17 protein-coding genes are annotated in these 18,025 nt (G+C 43.8%); 10 read left to right on the top strand and 7 right to left on the bottom strand.

Annotation, left to right across the window (positions count from 1 at the left end; genetic code table 11):
* Window positions 1–2: 2 nt before the first annotated feature.
* Entirely contained in the window at window positions 3–1,154 is a 1,152-nt protein-coding gene (locus GTK07_RS00450) for a sensor histidine kinase (protein WP_163631698.1), read from the bottom strand.
* 122 nt (window positions 1,155–1,276) lie between these two features.
* Between GTK07_RS00450 and GTK07_RS00445 the strand changes: the two genes are divergently transcribed.
* Together GTK07_RS00445 and aat are read left to right on the top strand one after the other, a co-directional pair.
* Window positions 1,277–1,654, top strand: a complete 378-nt coding sequence (locus GTK07_RS00445) for a DUF3127 domain-containing protein (protein ID WP_163631695.1) — start codon at window positions 1,277–1,279, stop codon at window positions 1,652–1,654.
* 140 nt (window positions 1,655–1,794) lie between these two features.
* A complete protein-coding gene (aat, locus tag GTK07_RS00440; protein WP_163633427.1) occupies window positions 1,795–2,415 on the top strand; it encodes a leucyl/phenylalanyl-tRNA--protein transferase in 621 nt (206 codons plus the stop codon).
* Here the strand turns inward: aat and GTK07_RS00435 are convergent.
* A complete protein-coding gene (locus GTK07_RS00435) occupies window positions 2,412–2,975 on the bottom strand; it encodes a DNA-3-methyladenine glycosylase I (RefSeq protein ID WP_163631693.1) in 564 nt (187 codons plus the stop codon). The two genes, aat and GTK07_RS00435, sit on opposite strands and share 4 nt — an antisense overlap.
* Before the next feature lie 118 nt (window positions 2,976–3,093).
* Here GTK07_RS00435 and GTK07_RS00430 point away from each other — a divergent pair, with 118 nt between their 5' ends.
* The 5 genes from GTK07_RS00430 (at window position 3,094) to GTK07_RS00410 (ending at window position 8,919) form a co-directional block, all read left to right on the top strand.
* Window positions 3,094–3,780: a TetR/AcrR family transcriptional regulator gene (locus GTK07_RS00430; RefSeq protein WP_163631690.1), complete on the top strand. Its 687-nt coding sequence runs from the start codon at window positions 3,094–3,096 to the stop codon at window positions 3,778–3,780.
* Window positions 3,773–5,440, top strand: a complete 1,668-nt coding sequence (locus GTK07_RS00425) for a peptidase domain-containing ABC transporter (protein ID WP_163631687.1) — start codon at window positions 3,773–3,775, stop codon at window positions 5,438–5,440. Before GTK07_RS00430 ends, GTK07_RS00425 begins: the two co-directional genes overlap by 8 nt.
* 5 nt (window positions 5,441–5,445) lie before the next feature.
* Complete coding sequence (locus GTK07_RS00420; protein WP_163631684.1) at window positions 5,446–6,801, top strand: HlyD family secretion protein; 1,356 nt, start codon at window positions 5,446–5,448, stop codon at window positions 6,799–6,801.
* Window positions 6,785–8,200: a TolC family protein gene (locus tag GTK07_RS00415; RefSeq protein WP_163631681.1), complete on the top strand. Its 1,416-nt coding sequence runs from the start codon at window positions 6,785–6,787 to the stop codon at window positions 8,198–8,200. The genes GTK07_RS00420 and GTK07_RS00415 overlap by 17 nt, the downstream gene beginning before the upstream one ends.
* A gap of 98 nt (window positions 8,201–8,298) precedes the next feature.
* Complete coding sequence (locus GTK07_RS00410; RefSeq protein WP_163631677.1) at window positions 8,299–8,919, top strand: thioredoxin family protein; 621 nt, start codon at window positions 8,299–8,301, stop codon at window positions 8,917–8,919.
* Here GTK07_RS00410 and GTK07_RS00405 read toward each other — a convergent pair.
* The 5 genes from GTK07_RS00405 to GTK07_RS00385 all read right to left on the bottom strand — a co-directional run bounded on the left by GTK07_RS00405 (window position 8,902) and on the right by GTK07_RS00385 (window position 12,440).
* On the bottom strand, window positions 8,902–9,621 hold the full coding sequence (locus GTK07_RS00405; RefSeq protein WP_163631674.1) for an energy transducer TonB: 720 nt from the start codon (window positions 9,619–9,621) through the stop codon (window positions 8,902–8,904). The genes GTK07_RS00410 and GTK07_RS00405 overlap by 18 nt on opposite strands.
* A gap of 73 nt (window positions 9,622–9,694) precedes the next feature.
* Window positions 9,695–10,384 (bottom strand): tRNA pseudouridine(55) synthase TruB, encoded by a 690-nt coding sequence (gene truB / locus GTK07_RS00400; protein ID WP_163631671.1) that lies wholly within the window; start codon window positions 10,382–10,384, stop codon window positions 9,695–9,697.
* A 30-nt stretch (window positions 10,385–10,414) separates the two neighbouring features.
* Entirely contained in the window at window positions 10,415–11,209 is a 795-nt protein-coding gene (locus GTK07_RS00395) for an undecaprenyl-diphosphate phosphatase (protein WP_163631668.1), read from the bottom strand.
* A gap of 1 nt (window position 11,210) precedes the next feature.
* A complete protein-coding gene (locus tag GTK07_RS00390) occupies window positions 11,211–11,474 on the bottom strand; it encodes a DUF3098 domain-containing protein (protein ID WP_163631664.1) in 264 nt (87 codons plus the stop codon).
* Window positions 11,475–11,561: 87 nt separating this feature from the next.
* A complete protein-coding gene (locus GTK07_RS00385) occupies window positions 11,562–12,440 on the bottom strand; it encodes a cell division protein FtsX (RefSeq protein ID WP_163631661.1) in 879 nt (292 codons plus the stop codon).
* A 235-nt stretch (window positions 12,441–12,675) separates the two neighbouring features.
* Here GTK07_RS00385 and GTK07_RS00380 point away from each other — a divergent pair, with 235 nt between their 5' ends.
* The 3 genes from GTK07_RS00380 (at window position 12,676) to GTK07_RS00370 (ending at window position 17,990) form a co-directional block, all read left to right on the top strand.
* Window positions 12,676–15,804 carry a leucine--tRNA ligase gene (locus GTK07_RS00380; protein ID WP_163633424.1) on the top strand — a complete coding sequence of 1,043 codons (3,129 nt, stop codon included), beginning with the start codon at window positions 12,676–12,678 and terminating at the stop codon, window positions 15,802–15,804.
* A gap of 287 nt (window positions 15,805–16,091) precedes the next feature.
* Window positions 16,092–17,195 carry an alanine dehydrogenase gene (gene ald, locus GTK07_RS00375; RefSeq protein WP_163631658.1) on the top strand — a complete coding sequence of 368 codons (1,104 nt, stop codon included), beginning with the start codon at window positions 16,092–16,094 and terminating at the stop codon, window positions 17,193–17,195.
* 93 nt (window positions 17,196–17,288) lie between these two features.
* Window positions 17,289–17,990 carry a zinc metallopeptidase gene (locus GTK07_RS00370; protein WP_163631655.1) on the top strand — a complete coding sequence of 234 codons (702 nt, stop codon included), beginning with the start codon at window positions 17,289–17,291 and terminating at the stop codon, window positions 17,988–17,990.
* Window positions 17,991–18,025 lie beyond the last annotated feature (35 nt).

The raw sequence follows: 18,025 nt of genomic DNA, 5'->3' as shown, positions 1-18,025 counted from the left end.
GGTCATTTTTCAATTGCTCTTAGGGAAATCTGCATGATTGTTCCTTCTTTACTGGACGAAAATACTTTAATTTTTCCTTTATGGTACTCTTCCACAATCCTTTTAACAAGCGAAAGTCCCAATCCCCAGCCTCTTTTTTTGGAGGTTACTCCGGGACTGAAAATATTCTGCCATTCACTTTTGGCAATACCATGCCCTGTATCGGAGACCGATATATGAACAAGGTGACCCTTCTTCTCAATCTGGATGGCGATGTTGCCCTTCCCCCTCATGGCATCGATTCCATTTTTGACCAAGTTTTCAATGCTCCAGTTGTACAGTGGCGGATTTAAAAGAACGGGCACATTGTCAACGTTACTACTAAAGGAAAAATGGACCAGTTTGGAACTTCGCTTTTTCAAGTACTCGTAGGCCTTTTCGGTTTCGGCAACAATGTTGTGCTCGTGCAGTTCTGGAATGGAACCGATCTTTGAAAAACGTTCGGTTATGGTCTGCAATCGGTCAATGTCCTTACCGATTTCCTTGGTTACATCTGGGTTGATGTCCTCGGTTTTTAACAACTCGTTCCAGCCCAAAAGTGATGTCAATGGGGTGCCGATTTGATGAGCCGTTTCCTTGGCCATGCCCGCCCAAAGTTTGTTCTGTTCCGAGGCCTTGTTGGTCCTGAAGAAGAAAAAGATGACAGCACCAAATAGAAAGATGATGAGCAACAGGGCTAGGGGATAATACTTCAATTTGTTCAGTACTTCGGAGTTGCCGTAGTAGAGCGTTTCCAACAATTCCCCATCCTGAATGATCAAAATGGGCTCGTTCTCGTTTTTGAACTGGGCTATCTTTTTTTGTATATAAAGACTGTCGGCCACTTTGTCCTCTGGTATATTGTGCGTTTTGTATGACCCTTCCTCATTAAGCAGGATCATGGGAGTGGAGGTGTTGTTACCCAAGACTTTTAAGGTGAGATTGCCCAGCTCCTGGTCCACCGACGATTGTACCAGTTCCAACTGGGCCGTGGCCCAAATTTCCATTTTAAGCCGTTCTTCCTCCTTGAACTTTTTGAAGAAACTGTTCGTATTCCACAAAATCAAGCTTACGATCACAAATGCGGAAATCAGCAGAATGATGTTGGAGGCTTTCCTTTTAGGACTGAAGTTCATTTTAGGCTGAATTGTAATTAAAGATAGCTGAAAATGGATAACATGTTAATACTTCGTTGAAATAACGGGTTCCAAAGGAAATCATTTTATGTATTTTTGAAATTCAACAAAAATTAACATACATGGAAGTTCAGGGAAGAATCAAAATGATAGACGAAACCAAGACGTATGGAAACAATGGTTTTAGGAAAAGAGAGTTGGTCGTGACCACCGAGGAGCAATATCCGCAGCATATATTGATAGAATTTGTTCAGGACAAATGTGATCTGTTGAACAGTTTCAGTGCTGGGCAAATGGTAAAGGTGAGCATCAATCTCAGAGGAAGGGAATGGGTAAACCCTCAGGGAGAGACCAAGTATTTCAACTCCATTCAAGGATGGAGGGTAGAGAGCCTGCAACCGGAATCCAATACGGCCAACATGCCACCGGTTCCTCCAATGGAGGCCTTTGAACCGGTTGATGACTTTAACGACGAAGACCACGACGATCTGCCGTTTTAAGGTTTTTTTATAATAAAATGAAAAGATCTGGGCTATAACCCAGATCTTTTCATTTTAAACCCTATTGATTATTTTTAAGGAAAAATTGCCCTGTGGAACACTTTGAAGACGGTCTGCCCCTGTACTTTTTGAACAACAGGATGGAGTTTCCGCCCGTGGAAGCGGCCAATGAGGACGGTTTGCTTGCCGTTGGGGGCGACCTTTCCATGGAGCGACTCCTTTTGGCTTATAAAAACGGCATATTTCCTTGGTTCAATGACGACTCCCTCATTCTTTGGTGGAGCCCCGATCCAAGAATGGTGTTGTTTCCGAAAAAGCTCAAAATCTCGAAAAGTATGCGCAAGGTTTTACGGGATGACTCCTTTGTGCTCACCCAAAACACCTGTTTTGAAAAAGTGATGGAACTCTGCGGCAAAGTGGAACGTTCCGGGCAAGATGGGACTTGGATCACGCTGGAGATGAAAGTGGCCTATGTGAACCTACACAATGCAGGTTGGGCCAAATCCTATGAGGTTTGGGAAAATGGGGAATTGGTCGGCGGTCTGTATGGGGTGGATCTTGGGCATGTGTTCTGTGGGGAGAGTATGTTCAGTTTAAAACCGAACGCCTCTAAATATGCCTTCATCAAAATGGCCCAAGAACTGGAGCAAAAGGGTTATGGCCTAATCGATTGCCAAGTGCATACCGATCATTTGGAAAGTTTGGGTGCCGAACTGATTCCCAGAAAAAGATTTATAGATATATTAAGGTCAAAAAATTAAACCTCATCGTACCTGAAACAATTGACTTCATGGTCGTTGACCATACCCGTGGCTTGCATGTGTGCATAGATCACGGTACTACCCACAAACTTGAACCCGCGCTTTTTTAAATCCTTGCTAATGGCATCTGAAAGTGGTGTGGTGGCAGGCGCTTGCTTGTAATGGGGCAATGCATTTTTGATGGGTTCGCCGTTTACAAATCCCCAAATATAATCGCTAAAACTTCCAAATTCCTTTTGCACTTCCATAAAGGCCTGTGCATTGGTAATGGTGGCATGGACCTTTAGTTTATTTCGAATAATACCAGGATTTTGAAGGAGCTCATCCACTTTGTCCTGAGAATATCCCGCTATCTTTTTATAATCGAAATGATCGAAAGCATCACGAAAATTTTCCCTCTTCCGCAACACGGTGATCCAACTCAATCCCGCTTGAAAAGTCTCCAGGATCAAAAATTCAAAAAGGGTATTGTCATCCTTTACGGGAACTCCCCACTCGGTGTCGTGGTATGCTTCATACAGGGGGTCACCAATACACCATCCACATCTGTGTTTGTCCATCTTTTTTTGGTTTTGGCAAAAGTAAGGCAAAAAGAAAAGCGTTAATCGAAAGTTAAAGTGTTGATAATTGATAGTATTACTATTATTTTAGCGAGAATTTATTTTAAAACTGTACCAAATGGATGTTTTGATGCAGTCCCTTAGGATAGGGATCAATGAAAAATTGTACATCAAGGACCCTGAATCTTCAGATCTTGGGAAAAAAATTGTGGAAGAAAGCATATTGTTGATTGACGAGATCGGGTTTGAGAGTTTCACCTTCAAAAAGCTGGGGGCAAGGATCAACTCCAACGAGAGCTCCATATACCGGTATTTTGAGAACAAGCACAAGCTTTTGCTATACTTGGCCTCATGGTATTGGGGATGGATGGAGTATCGCATGGTCTTTGACACCAATGGTATTTCCAATCCAGTGGAAAAACTCAGTAAGGCCATTGAGGTCCTGACGCAAAATGTAGAGGAGGACAACGCTTTTTCGCACATCAATGAAGTGGTGTTGAACAAGATTATCATAAACGAATATTCAAAATCCTACTTGGTCAAGGAGGTGAACAACGAGGACAAGAACGGTTATTTTATCGTAAACAAACGATTGGTGGGCCGTTTAAGCGAGATGATTGTGGCCGTGGACAAGGGCTATGCGTACCCCTTGAGTTTGGCCAGCACCATTTTGGAAGGTACCCTGCACCAGTATTTTTTGAAAGAACATTTTCCCATGCTTACCAATTGTAACGAGAACGTTACCCCAACCCAGTTTTTCACGGATTTGATATTCCGTACACTAAACCTCAATGTGAATGGCTAAAAATATTCTTACCGCTTGGCAGCGGTTGATGGGCTTGCTTGCCCTGGACAAGAAAGACATCTTTCAAATTTTTTACTATGCCATATTCGCGGGATTGGTAAACCTTTCCCTTCCCTTGGGTATACAAGCGATCATCAACTTGATCCAAGGTGCCAGGGTGAGCACGTCCTGGGTGGTTTTGGTAGTTTTGGTGACCATGGGCGTGGCCTTCGTTGGCACCCTACAATTGATGCAGATTCGGATCATTGAAAATATACAACAAAAGATCTTTACCCGAGCTTCCTTTGAATTTGCATATAGGTTTCCCAAGATAAAAATGAGTGAACTCAAGAACTTTTACCCACCGGAACTGGCCAATCGTTTCTTTGATACCCTTACCATTCAAAAATCGTTGTCCAAGGTTTTGATCGATTTTCCAGCGGCCTTGTTGCAGATTGTTTTTGGGCTGTTGCTGCTCTCTTTTTACCATCCTTTCTTTATCATTTATGGGTTATTACTGGTGTTGCTCATTTATATTGTGTTCAAGTTTACGGCCCAACGCGGGTTGGACACTAGTTTGGAGGAATCCAAGATGAAATACAAGGTGGCCCATTGGATACAGGAAATTGCCAGATCCATTATCAGTTTTAAACTATCGGGGAAAACCTCGCAGGCCATACAAAAGAATGATGCTTTGGTGTCCGATTATCTCGATGCCCGGGAAAGTCACTTTAGGGTTTTGGTGTTACAGTTCATTCAAATGATAGGATTCAAGGTTTTGGTAACGGCAGGATTATTGCTCATTGGCGGGTTATTGGTTTTGGATCAAGAAATGAACATTGGGCAGTTTGTTGCCGCGGAAATCATCATCCTTTTGGTCATTAACTCCGTGGAGAAGATGATCTTAGGTCTTGAAACCTTTTATGATCTCCTTACCTCATTGGAAAAATTGGGACAGGTTGTAGACAAGGAACTGGAGCATTTGGAAGGGGAAACGCCTTTTACAGGTAAGGAGGGCCTCACCATTGAGTTACAAAATTTGGTCTACAATGTACCGGGCAGGGACAAAAGAATCATCGATGGCGTTTCCATGACGATCCCACCAGGCAACAGAATGGTGATTCGGGGCTCCAAAGGATCGGGCAGGGCTACTTTATTGCGTTTGATAGCAGGGATCATTGAGCCCGACCACGGTAATATTTTTGTGAACAATGTGGCCCTTTCAGGTATCAACCTTAGGGAGTATCGATCCTTATTGGGCCATGCCCTTACCGAGGAATACCCATTTGAAGGGACCATTTTGGACAACATCACCTTCGGGAATACCGAAATATCCATGGAGGATGTGTACTGGGCCTTGGAAAAAGTAGGACTTACTCAATTTGTAAAAGAACAGCCCCTTGGCTTAAAGACCATACTGTATCCTGAAGGCAAAAAAATACCTGATTTCATTTCCAAAAAAATTGTTTTGGCCAGAAGTGTCGTCATCCGGCCCAAGTTGATGATCCTTAAAGACCCCCTGGATCAATTTGATGAAGTGGAGACCGAAAGGATGATGGATTTCTTTACCGATCCTTCCAATGGATGGGCCTTGGTGGTGGTCAGTGAAAATCCAAAGTGGATAGGGAAATGCGATACGGTAGTTAGAATGGAAAATGGACGTTTGACCCCAAAAAATTAAGATATATGTTGAATATTTCCTCACATAGCAAGTTGAACGAAAAGGTGGACCTGACCGGTTACGAAGCCGGTAAAAAGGTGTTCCATAAAAGGCATTATAAACAATTCAACCGTTTTTTGGCGGCATTTTCCATCATCATGTTCTTTGTTCTGTTTTTACCATGGACACAGAATATCTCCGGTAAAGGGTATTTGACCACCTTGACCCCGGACCAAAGGCCGCAGACCATTCAATCCCCAATTCCGGGTCGGATTGAAAAATGGTATGTTCGAGAAGGTGATTTTGTGGAAAAGGGAGACACGATACTTTATATTTCTGAGGTAAAAAGTGAATACTTTGATCCCAATTTAGTGGAACGTACGGGACAGCAGATCAAGTCCAAATCCATGGCGGTCAACTCATATCAAGAAAAGGTGAAGGCCTTGGGCACCCAGATTACCGCTTTGACCCAAGAGAGGGTGCTAAAACTGGAACAAGCCAAAAACAAATTGATCCAATCCAAACTCAAGGTGCAGAGCGATAGTATTGATCTGGAAGCCGCCAAGACCAATATTGCCATTGCGCAACGGCAATACGACCGGGTGGTCCAACTGCAGGAAGAAGGTCTTAAAGCGATTACCGATGTGGAAGAAAAACGCCTGAAACTACAAGAAACCCAGGCGAAACTCATCAGTCAGGAAAACAAACTGCTCACCAGTAAAAATGATGTGATCAATGCCCAAGTGGAAATCAATAGGGTGCAAGCAGAATATACCGATAAGATTTCCAAGGCGCAGAGTGAGATGTTCACGGCGCAGTCCAGCCAGTTTGATTCTGAGGCACAGGTAAGCAAGTTGGAAAATGAATACACCAATTACGAAATGCGGAACAGCATGATGTACATTCGTGCACCACAAAGCGGGTACATCAACAAGGCCATACAGTCCGGTATAGGGGAAACGTTTAAAGAAGGTGCCCAATTGGTAGGGATCATGCCATCAAACTATGATATTGCCGTGGAAACGTATGTGGATCCCATTGACCTTCCCTTGGTGCATGTAGGAGAAAAGGTGCGTATTCAGTTCGATGGTTGGCCGTCAATTGTGTTCAGCGGTTGGCCCAATGTTTCCTATGGTACCTTCGGAGGTAAAATAGTGGCCATTGAAACCTTCATCAGTCCAAATGGCAAATATCGGATGCTTTTGGCCCCGGATGAGGAAGAAGCCCCATGGCCCAAGGATATTCGCGTAGGGTCGGGAGCCAATACGATGGCCCTTTTGGAGGATGTTCCGATTTGGTACGAACTATGGCGGCAGCTCAATGGTTTCCCACCCAATTATTATCAACCTCAAAACACCAATGCAGATGCTTCCAAAAAATAGGGCGATCGGCTTGCTGCTTGCCGCTTTCCTGTGCATCACCCATCAAGGTATGTCCCAACAAGATTCGTTGGTGTTGGGTTTCAAGGAATATTTGGGCTATGTAAAAAAATATCATCCCGTAGCCAAGCAAGCCCAGTTGAATATTGCCATGGGTCAGGCCAACTTGATGAAGGCCAGAGGTGGTTTCGATCCTAAAATAGAGGTGGATTATGACCGTAAGGAATTCAAAGGGACCGAATATTGGGACCGATTGAATACCACTTTCAAGATTCCTACCTGGTTTGGCATCGAGCTCAAAGGCAATTTTCAGCAGAACGAGGGCTCTTATCTCAACCCCGATGAAACCTTGCCGGAAGATGGTCTTTATAGTGCCGGGGTTTCCATGTCCCTGGCCCAAGGTTTTTGGATCAATGAGCGGATGGCAACACTTCGCAAGGCAAAGTTTTTTAGGGAACAATCCAAGGCGGAGCAGGACCTGCAGGTAAACGAGGTGCTATATAAAGCCTCTGTAGCCTATTTTGACTGGGTCCAGGCGCATAAAGATGCCAAGGTATACCAAGATTTTTTGGAGAATGCAGAAATTCGGTTCAACGGAATCAGGGAAAGTGCCTTAGCCGGGGACAAGGCCATGATAGATACCGTAGAGGCTAAGATTGCCGTTCGCAATCGTGCATTGGGATTTGAACAGGCCAAAGTGAACCTGATGAAAAAATCCTTGGAACTGTCCAATTTTTTGTGGATTGATGATGTTCCAGTGGAATTGCAAGAAGGTGTTCGGCCTGATGAGGATGTAGCTTTTGATGTAGACTCCACTTTGGAAATTGAGGGGGTGCCCTTGGATAGCTTCAATTTGGAAAACCATCCAAAATTGATGTCATTGGAATATAAAATTGAAGGTTTGCAGGTTGACAAACGATTGAAAACCAATAAACTGTTGCCTAAACTGGATGTGGAATACAATTTCATCACTGAAACCCCGGAACTGATGAATTCCTTCATCACGGAAAATTACAAGGGAGGACTGTCCTTTCAATTGCCCTTGTTTTTAAGGAAGGAGAGGGGAGATCTAAAATTGGCCAAGTTTAAATTAAAGGATGCCGTTTTTGAAAGGGATAACGCAGAGGTAGAGATCCAAAACAAGGTAACGGCCATTTACCGGGAATTGGATTCTTATGTGGCGCAGAACCAATTGATTGATGATATTGTAAAGGATTATGCCACCTTATTGACCGCAGAGGAAAGAAAGTTCAGTTTTGGCGAAAGTTCCCTTTTCTTGATCAATTCCCGTGAAGGCAAATTGATCGATGCCTATCTGAAGCAGAACGAGATGGAGAACAAATTTTTTAAGACCAAGGCCACTTTGTTCAAAAGCTTGGCCATCAACCCAAAATCATTATAATCTTAGCACTTTGTAAGGTCTACGATTGATCGGCAACCAATGACAAAAGTCAGTAAATGGGACAAGGGTCCCTTATTTCTTTTGTCAAAATTATTTTTATGGAGGTTTTACAAGAAGGAAAACTGGATTTGGTTCGGGAAGGAATAGCAAAGGGAATGGATTGTCTTCATTATCGGGAAATGGTTCATGACCATGCGCTGAATGGGAAAACAACGGGTGAGGTCCAATCCGAATCCCGAATCAATTTTACCCAACTCAACGACCGGCGCATGACCAGATGGGACAAAACCTTCAAACTGTCTGAAGAAACCCTTTTAAAACTTTCCAGGTTACAACAGGAATTAACGTTTCTTGTCATCACCGAAAGCTGGTGCGGCGATGCGGCAGCTAGTTTGCCTGTAGTGAACAAGATTGCGGAGTCCAGCCCAAAAATTGCCTTGAAAGTGGTTTTACGGGATGAATACCCAAATCTTATGGATGCTTTTTTGACCCAGGGCTCTAAATCCATTCCGAAGGTGATTGTTCTGGACAATGATAACCAAACCATTGTTGGGGAATGGGGACCAAGACCACAAGGTGCCACTCAAATGGTGGAAACCTGTAAAAAGGAATACGGAAAGTTGACAGATGCCTGCAAGCAGGAACTTCAAGTATGGTATAATAAGGATAAGGGAGAAGAAATTCTAACAGAAATACTGCAATTACTTGCTTTGGAATAGGTAGGTAATGGTACCTATCTGCTGACTTTTGCTGCTTGGGCTAAAACGGGCCCGTAGAGCATATTCGATGGCTTTGTCCACCAAACAGCCATTGCTCGTCCCTGAACTCTTGTCATTAAAATCAGCTTCGGTCACATAGCCATTACTGTCCACCTTTATGTTGATGACCACCTTACCGCCTTCAATACAGGTATAAATGGGGGGTGGCAGTTCGTAGGAATTACGGTCGACCAATGAAAAGGAAATGGAAGTACGTCTGTCTTTTAGATAGTTGGTGAACTCTTCTTTTTGGGCATCGCGTTCCCCCAGTTTTTGTTTTTTCTCGTCCCGTTCCGCTTTTAATTGCTTTAGTTGTTCCAAAAAAGCGGGATCTCCACCTGGTTCGCCATTTTCACTGCTCATGGCTCTTTCTTCCATAAGTTCTTCCAGGGTTTTTAGGGGCTCGGGGCTCCCTATGGTGGGTTTTGCCGTTTCGTTATAGGCCATGTGGCTTTTTATGGGGTCGCTGTTGGCTGCAAGCTCCTCCATCTTTTGTTCTTCCTGCTCAAGAAGTTCTTCAATATCCTCATCGGCCAAACTCATCTCAATAATATACTCATCCTCCTTCATGCCCCCTAGGTGGATGCTGAATAGCAACAAGACCACTATGGACATGGAGAAGAAGGTAATTAGGAGCGATAATTGGCTTCTGTTCAGGTTCATGGTTTATCTATAACCGCTTTTTTCCAAAAATATTTTATTCAAGGCATTCGTGCAAAATATTGCCAGTAGGCCTTTACCCCAATTCTTCCTTGAAAACCATGGGGGTGGTAGCATTATTTACGTTATAATCCCCTATTTTGGTTCTTCTCAAGGCGGACAAATAGGCACCGGAACCCAGAGCTTTACCAAAATCATGCGCCAAGGACCTAATATACGTGCCCTTGCTGCAGACCACCCTGAAATCGACTTCTGGCAGGTCAATTCTGGTGATTTCGAATTCCAAAACTTCAATTTTTCTTGCTTCAACCTCTACTTCCTGTCCTTTTCTGGCCAGTTCGTATAAGCGTTTTCCATCCTTTTTTAAGGCGGAGAAAACAGGGGGTATCTGTTCTATTTCACCTAAAAAATGTCTGGTTGCGTTTTGGATGGATTCCTCGGTGATATGTTCAATGGGAAAAGTTTGGTCCTCTTCTGTTTCCATGTCATAGGAAGGAGTTGTGGCGCCAAGGGTAAAGGTTCCGGTATATTCCTTTACCTGTCCTTGTAGTTCGGGAATTTTTTTGGTGAATTTACCGGTACAAATGATTAAAAGTCCGCTGGCTAACGGATCCAAGGTACCTGCATGGCCAATTTTCAACTTTTTAAGGTTGAATTTTTTACGGATGGCCCATTTCAGGGCATTCACGGCTTGGAACGAAGTCCATTCCAAAGGTTTGTCGATCAAAATGATCTGACCGGTTAAAAAATCTTCTTCGGTTTTCAAAGGCTTTGGGGTTTGGACAAAGATAAAGATCTATCCCCAGATACTCCAAGCTAGGGCAATCAGCCCAACAATCAAGCAATAAATAGCAAAATAGGTGAGCTTGCTTTGGCGTACCAGTTTGATCATCCAGGTACAGGCAGCGAGCCCTGCGATAAAGGCGGCCACAAAACCTGCACCCATGGCAACGGCTTGATTTCCATGGAAATTGATTTCACCTCCCATCACATCTTTGGCTACTTTCCCTAGGATAAGGGGGACGACCATCAAGAAAGAAAAGCGGGCTGATTTGCCTTTGTCCACACCCAATAGGACCGCTGCGGAAATGGTGGCCCCACTTCGGGAAATTCCAGGCAATATGGCCACTGCTTGTGCCATTCCAATGACGAAAGCACTTCGAAAAGAAACGCCCTTATCCGTGGTTTTGGCCAAATCGGCCAAGTACAACAAAAAGGCGGTGATGATGAGCATGATGCCCACGATGACGATGGCGCCATCAAAAAAGACTTCGATGAAATCATTTAAAAAGAGTCCCACTAAAGCGGCGGGAACCATGGAAATGATGATTTTCAGGGAAAATTGGGTCTCTTCGTTCCATTTGAACTGAAAAAGTCCCTTAAAAATCTCAAAAATGTCCTTTCTAAAGACCACAATGGTACTCAAAGCAGTGGCAAAGTGTAGGATTACGGTGAACAACAAACTTTCCTCTGGCATGGCGTGAGCCCCTAAAATTGCTTTTCCCAATTCCAAATGCCCACTGGAGGATACGGGCAAAAACTCGGTCAATCCTTGGATGATCCCCAGGATGATGGCATCGATCAATTCCAAATTATTCTTTGTTTTTGTTAGGGTTCAACAAAATCGCGTATATCTGAATGCCAAGACCAATGAGAACCAAAGTGGGCGCCAGTCTGATCCTTCTAAAATTGTATATATCCGGATTGAAGACATTGGGATCGTCGCTCCCGCCCCCGCTCATCAAAATAAAGCCCAAGGTGATAAAGGCAATACCGATAAAAAGGAAAAGGTAGTTTTTCTTATGAAAAATGAACTCCCTATTGGTTTTTTGATCGTTGTTGTTTTTCTTACTCATGGCACAAATTTAAAGAAAAGTTTCCCAGCGTAGGCTATAGGTTGTGCAGTCTTATATCTGATAGCGCGGCGGTCTAAAATCTCATATCTAATAGTAAAGATCATCTGTCCTAAGATTAAGGAAACGTTGGGTGGCAAAATGGGTGCTCGCCCACGAAATGATCACTCCCAAACCAAATACCCCCACAAACAAAAAGATAAGAATCATATATTCACTGAACAGGTTCAACTCGGGAAAATTCTTGTTGATGTAATAGATCAAAATACCCAAAGCGATCAAGGCTACCACGGCACCTACCATTCCCAATTTGATGTTTGTCCAGATAAAAGGTCTTCGGATAAAAGTTTTGGTGGCCCCCACCATTTGCATGGTCTTGATAATGAATCGTTTGGAATAAATGGACAATCGAATGGAACTGTTGATGAGCAATACGGCAATCACTGTAAAAATGGCACATGCCACTAAGATCCAAAGACTGATTTTTCGGGCATTGTCGTTCAGTAGTTCGATCAAGGGCTTGTCATAACTCACTTCTTCCACATAGGTTTTGGAGGCCAGATCGCCCGCAATCTGTTCAATCTGTTCCGGGGAAACAAAATCGGCCTTCAAATGTATATCAATGGAATTTTGAAGCGGGTTGTACCCCAAAAACTCCACAAAATTCTCCCCAATATCCTCACTATATTGCTCCGCGGCATCTTCCTTGGAGATATATTCGGCCGTTTTGGTGTACTCGGCCAGAGCCAAACTTTTCTGCAATTGATCAATTTCCACAGGTTTTGCATTGTCCTTCAGGAAGACTGAAATGGTGATCTGCTCCTTAAAATGGTCCGCCAACTTTTTGGTGTTCAGCACCAAAAGTCCAAGTACACCCAGTAAAAATAGCACAAGGGCGATACTCAAGACCACGGAAAAATAGGAGGAGATCAGTTTTCTTCGCTGATATCGTTCAATATATTGGCTCATAGCGTGGAATCAGTACGTAAAAATAGAAAAGTAAATTGTATTTAGGGGATTAAACCTATTTTTGCAACTCGAAAAGAGATACATTTTATAGTCATTTCGAGTCCTGATAATTTGGGGCGAGAAATCTCTTCCATTATGATTGAGACATCTCAACCGGAGTTTGCCCTGAGCGCCCGCCTGCCGGACGGCAGGTAGTCGTAGGGCTCGATGTGACAAATTACCATAAAGAAGTATGATGAACTACAATTTCCGTGAAATTGAAGCCAAGTGGCAGAAGTATTGGGCAGAGCATGAAACCTTTAAGGCTTCCAACCATTCAGATAAACCCAAATTTTATGCATTGTCCATGTTCCCCTATCCTTCGGGGGCAGGATTGCACGTGGGGCACCCGCTGGGCTATATTGCCACGGATATCTATTCGCGCTACAAAAGACATAAGGGCTTCAACGTGTTGCATCCCATGGGCTATGATTCCTTCGGATTGCCCGCGGAACAGTATGCCATCCAAACAGGACAGCACCCGGCCATCACTACGGAAAACAACATCAAAAGATATCGGGAGCAGTTAGATCAATTAGGTTTTTCCTTTGATTGGAGCCGAGAGGTGCGTACCTCCAACCCACAATATTACAAATGGACCCAGTGGATTTTTATCCAACTGTTCCATTCGTGGTACAATAAAAAATCAGACAAGGCAGAGGATATCTCTACTTTGATTTTCGTTTTTGAAAAAGAGGGAAATGCGAATGTCATAGCTGCTTGTGATGATGATACGCCAATGTTCAATGCTGGGGAATGGAACAATTTTTCGGATAAGAAAAAACAGGAAATCCTTTTAAAATACAGGTTGACCTATTTGGCGGATACCGAAGTAAATTGGTGTCCGGCCTTGGGTACCGTTTTGGCCAATGATGAAATTGTGAACGGTGTCTCTGAACGTGGAGGCCACCCGGTAATCCGTAAAAAAATGACGCAATGGAGCATGCGCATCACCGCTTATGCCCAGCGTTTGTTGGATGGTCTGGATAAAATTGACTGGCCACAACCGTTGAAGGATTCCCAAACCAACTGGATCGGTCGCTCCGAAGGGGCTTCGGTTACCTTTAACGTATTGGACGCTGAGCGTAGTCGAAGCGACAACAATGTGATTTCGGGTGAGGGCGTCATTTCGAGCGATAGCGAGAAATCTCAAAAGAATGTGATTTCGATTCCGCTCAATCACCCCTACCAAATAGAAGTCTTCACCACCCGCCCTGATACCATTTTTGGGGTGAGCTTTATGACCTTGGCCCCAGAACATGATTTGGTGGCCAAAATTACCACGCCAGAACAAAAAGCTGAGGTGGAAGCCTATGTGGAGGCTACCGCCAAACGTTCCGAACGGGATCGTATGGCCGATGTAAAAACGGTTTCTGGGGTATTTACGGGAGCCTATGCCGAACATCCGTTCACTAAGGAACCCATTCCTATTTGGATTGGCGACTACGTGTTGGCCAGCTATGGAACAGGCGCCGTGATGGCCGTTCCTTGTGGGGACCAACGCGACTATGATTTTGCGAAACATTACAACATTCCCATCCCCAATATTTTTGAGGGTGTGGATATTTCCGAAGAGGCTTTTGCCGATAAGGCCACGACCATTATCGCCAATTCCGACTTTTTGAATGGGCTATCCTATAAAGAAGCCACCAAAAAAGCCCTTGCCGAATTGGAAAAAATAGGTCAGGGCAAGGGCAAAGTGAACTATCGCCTTCGGGATGCGGTGTTCAGCCGTCAGCGATACTGGGGGGAACCCTTTCCGGTGTATTATGTGGACGGGATGCCGCAGATGATCGACTTGGAACATTTGCCGTTGGAACTCCCCGAAGTGGAAAAATACCTCCCTACTGAAACAGGGGAACCGCCGTTGGGCAATGCCACTGTTTGGGCATGGGACGCAGAACAATGTACAGTGGTCAATAATCAATTAATTGATCATAAAACTGTTTTTCCTTTGGAATTGAACACCATGCCGGGTTGGGCGGGAAGCTCCCAATACTTTAATCGGTATATGGATCCCCGAAACAACGAGGCCATTTTCTCCAAGGAAGCCATTGACTATTGGCAGGATGTGGATCTCTACATAGGAGGTAGTGAGCATGCTACCGGCCACCTGTTGTATTCCCGTTTTTGGCAGAAGTTTATGTTTGATATGGGTTATGTGCCCATGGACGAGTATGCTAAAAAGTTGATCAACCAAGGGATGATCACAGGGACAAGTGCATTTGTTTTCCAAGTTATACCAGGAATAAGAAGAAAGACAGGTAATGGTAATTTTGTGGGTAAAGGTTCTCTTTTTGCTCCATTATTTATTAGTGTTGAAAAGGTGGACCTTTTGGAAGAGGAGGAAGGTAAGTTGGGTTATGTTGAAACTGAAAAATCAAAAGTTGTTTTTGATTTTATCCGTGAGCGTATAGAAGATTTGTCGAAATTTAATTTTTATGATGAATCAGAAACAGTTGAATATGAACTCAATTTTCAAATAATAAGGCATCGTATACCAATAGACATGTTGAAAGGTACATCGGATATTTTGGATAAGACAAAGTTTAGGAAATCTAATATGTATGGTGTATTTGGAGATGCAGAGTTCTTATTGAATGAAGAAGATGAATATGTGACTCATCGCGAAGTCGAAAAAATGTCCAAGTCCAAATACAATGTCGTTAACCCGGATGCTATTTGTGAGGAATATGGAGCGGATTCCCTTCGGTTGTATGAAATGTTCTTGGGGCCATTGGAGCAATCCAAACCTTGGAACACGGCAGGTATTACCGGGGTATCTTCCTTTTTGAAAAAACTATGGAAGCTGTACACTCCCTTTATTGACGGTTCGCTGAGCGGAGTCGAAGCGGAGCCCACCGCTGATAACTTAAAAACATTGCACAAGACCATCAAAAAAGTGGAGGATGATATCGAGCACTTTTCATTCAATACTTCGGTGTCCACCTTTATGATCTGTGTGAATGAATTGACAGCCCAAAAATGTACCAGCAAATCCATTTTGGAACCGTTGGCCATTTTGGTTTCACCCTATGCGCCCCATATTGCCGAAGAGCTTTGGGAGCGATTGGGTCATACGGAGTCCATTGCGGAAGCTCCATTCCCTACGTTTGAAGCAAAATATTTGGTGGAGAGCACCAAGGAATACCCTATTTCCTTCAATGGTAAAACGAGGTTTAAATTGGAATTTCCAGCAGATATGGGGAAGGAAGAGATAGAAGCTGCTGTATTGGCCCACGAAAAAACCCTAGAGCAATTACAGGGACGTGCCCCTAAAAAGGTGATCGTCGTGCCAGGTAAGATCGTGAATATCGTGGGATAGGTGCATATTTGCCATTCCAAGTGTATTTTCATTTATAATTTTACAATTACCCCTTAATAAGCATGCCATTTGGCATGCTTATTTATTTTTTACCTATTGTACCCCTAAAAAGTTAGGGGTAATATCAAATAAATAATTATAAAATTATTTTACCCCATTAAAATTAGGGGTATAAATGTTAAAAATCATGTTTTTTGACCAATACCCCCTACTTTTTATCGATTTTTTCTGTTGCAATAGAATTTTTTTGTTCAACTTTGACGCAGAAACATCAAAAAACATCAAAAATGATAGTCGGGGTACCAAAAGAGATCAAGAACAATGAAAGCCGGGTTGGGATGACACCAGCAGGGGTTTTTGAATTGGTAAAGAACAACCACACCGTGTATGTGCAGTCTGGAGCTGGTGAAGGCAGTGGCTTTTTCAATCAAGACTATCAACGTGCCGGGGCTACAATTTTGGACACCATAGGTCAGGTGTATGCCATGAGTGATATGATCGTGAAGGTAAAGGAACCCATTGCGCAAGAATACCATTTGATTAAAAAAGGACAAATTATATTCACTTATTTTCATTTTGCATCAAGCGAGGCATTGACCAAGGCCATGATCAATAGTAAGGCCATTTGCATCGCTTATGAAACAGTTGAGGATGAAGATGGTTCCTTGCCGCTCTTGACCCCCATGTCCGAAGTGGCCGGAAGGATGGCCATTCAACAGGGAGCCAAATTTTTGGAAAAGCCCGTAAAGGGAAGGGGCGTACTTTTGGGAGGTGTACCCGGAGTGGCTCCCGGTCGCGTGCTTATACTCGGGGCTGGTACCGTGGGTATCCAGGCTGCAAAAATGGCAGCAGGGCTCGGGGCCCAGGTAACCATTATGGATGTGAATATGAAAAAGCTCCGCATGGTGAACGACATTATGCCCAGCCATGTAGTGACCGAATTTTCTAATGAGTTCAATATCAGAAAACATATACAGACCCACGACCTTATTATCGGAGGTGTACTATTGAAAGGTGCAAAGGCCCCGAACCTGATTACCAGGGACATGCTCAAGGACATGCGCCCCGGAACGGTAATCGTGGATGTTGCCGTGGATCAAGGAGGATGCGTGGAAACCACCAAACCCACAACCCATGAGGATCCCGTTTACATTGTAGACGATGTGGTCCATTACTGTGTAGCCAATATGCCAGGGGCAGTGCCTTATACTTCTACTGTTGCCTTGACGAATGTAACACTGCCCTATGTGCTAAAATTGGCTAATTTGGGATGGCGTAGTGCCTGCAAAATGGATAAATCCTTATCCATGGGACTCAATATCGTGGAAGGGGAAGTAATCTACAAAGAAATAGCGGAGGCCTTCCAATTGGAAGAACCTGTATTCGCATAACGTACATTTTGTCAGTATAACAGCTCCGTCATGAATTGGCGGGGTTTTTGCGTTATTGTAGTATATTTACTTAAAGCAAAAAACAGAAAAGTTATGATGATGTACTATATATTGATCGGTGCAATAGCCCTGGTCAGCTGGTTGGTAAGCAACCAATTGAAGAGTAAGTTCAAAAAATATTCCCAAGTGCATTTGCGCAACGGAATGAGCGGTGCCGAGATTGCGGAGAAAATGTTGAACGACCACGGTATCTATGATGTTAAGGTCATTTCTACCCCTGGTATGTTAACGGACCACTATAATCCTAAAAACAAAACGGTAAACTTGAGTGAAGGCGTTTACAGCCAACGTAATGCCGCTGCCGCTGCCGTAGCGGCCCACGAATGTGGCCACGCGGTGCAACATGCCCAAGCCTATGAATGGTTGACCATGCGTTCCAAATTGGTTCCGGTAGTTAGCGTAACCTCTGGAATGTCCACATGGATCGTGTTTGGGGGTATTGCCCTTATGGCAGCTACCGGTGTTACTGGTGGAATCGGATTTACTATCGCAGTGATTGGTTTGATCATGATGGGATTTGCAACCTTGTTCAGTTTCATCACCCTACCTGTAGAGTACGATGCCAGTAAAAGGGCATTGGTATGGTTGAAACAGAAGCACATGGTGAGTCAAGAAGAATTTTCGGGTGCCGAAGACGCCCTCAAATGGGCTGCAAGAACCTATTTGGTCGCTGCTGTAGGTGCTTTGGCTTCCTTGCTATACTGGGGACTTCAGGTTTTTGGAGGCAGGGATTAAGAATAAATAATAGCAATAAAAAAGGGGCCATATGG

The sequence above is a fragment of the Flagellimonas sediminis genome (assembly GCF_010500845.1).
Taxonomy (GTDB): Bacteria; Bacteroidota; Bacteroidia; order Flavobacteriales; family Flavobacteriaceae; genus Flagellimonas; species Flagellimonas sediminis.
The sequence above is the reverse complement of the archived record's forward strand: the minus strand, read 5'-3'. Positions and strand labels throughout refer to the sequence as shown.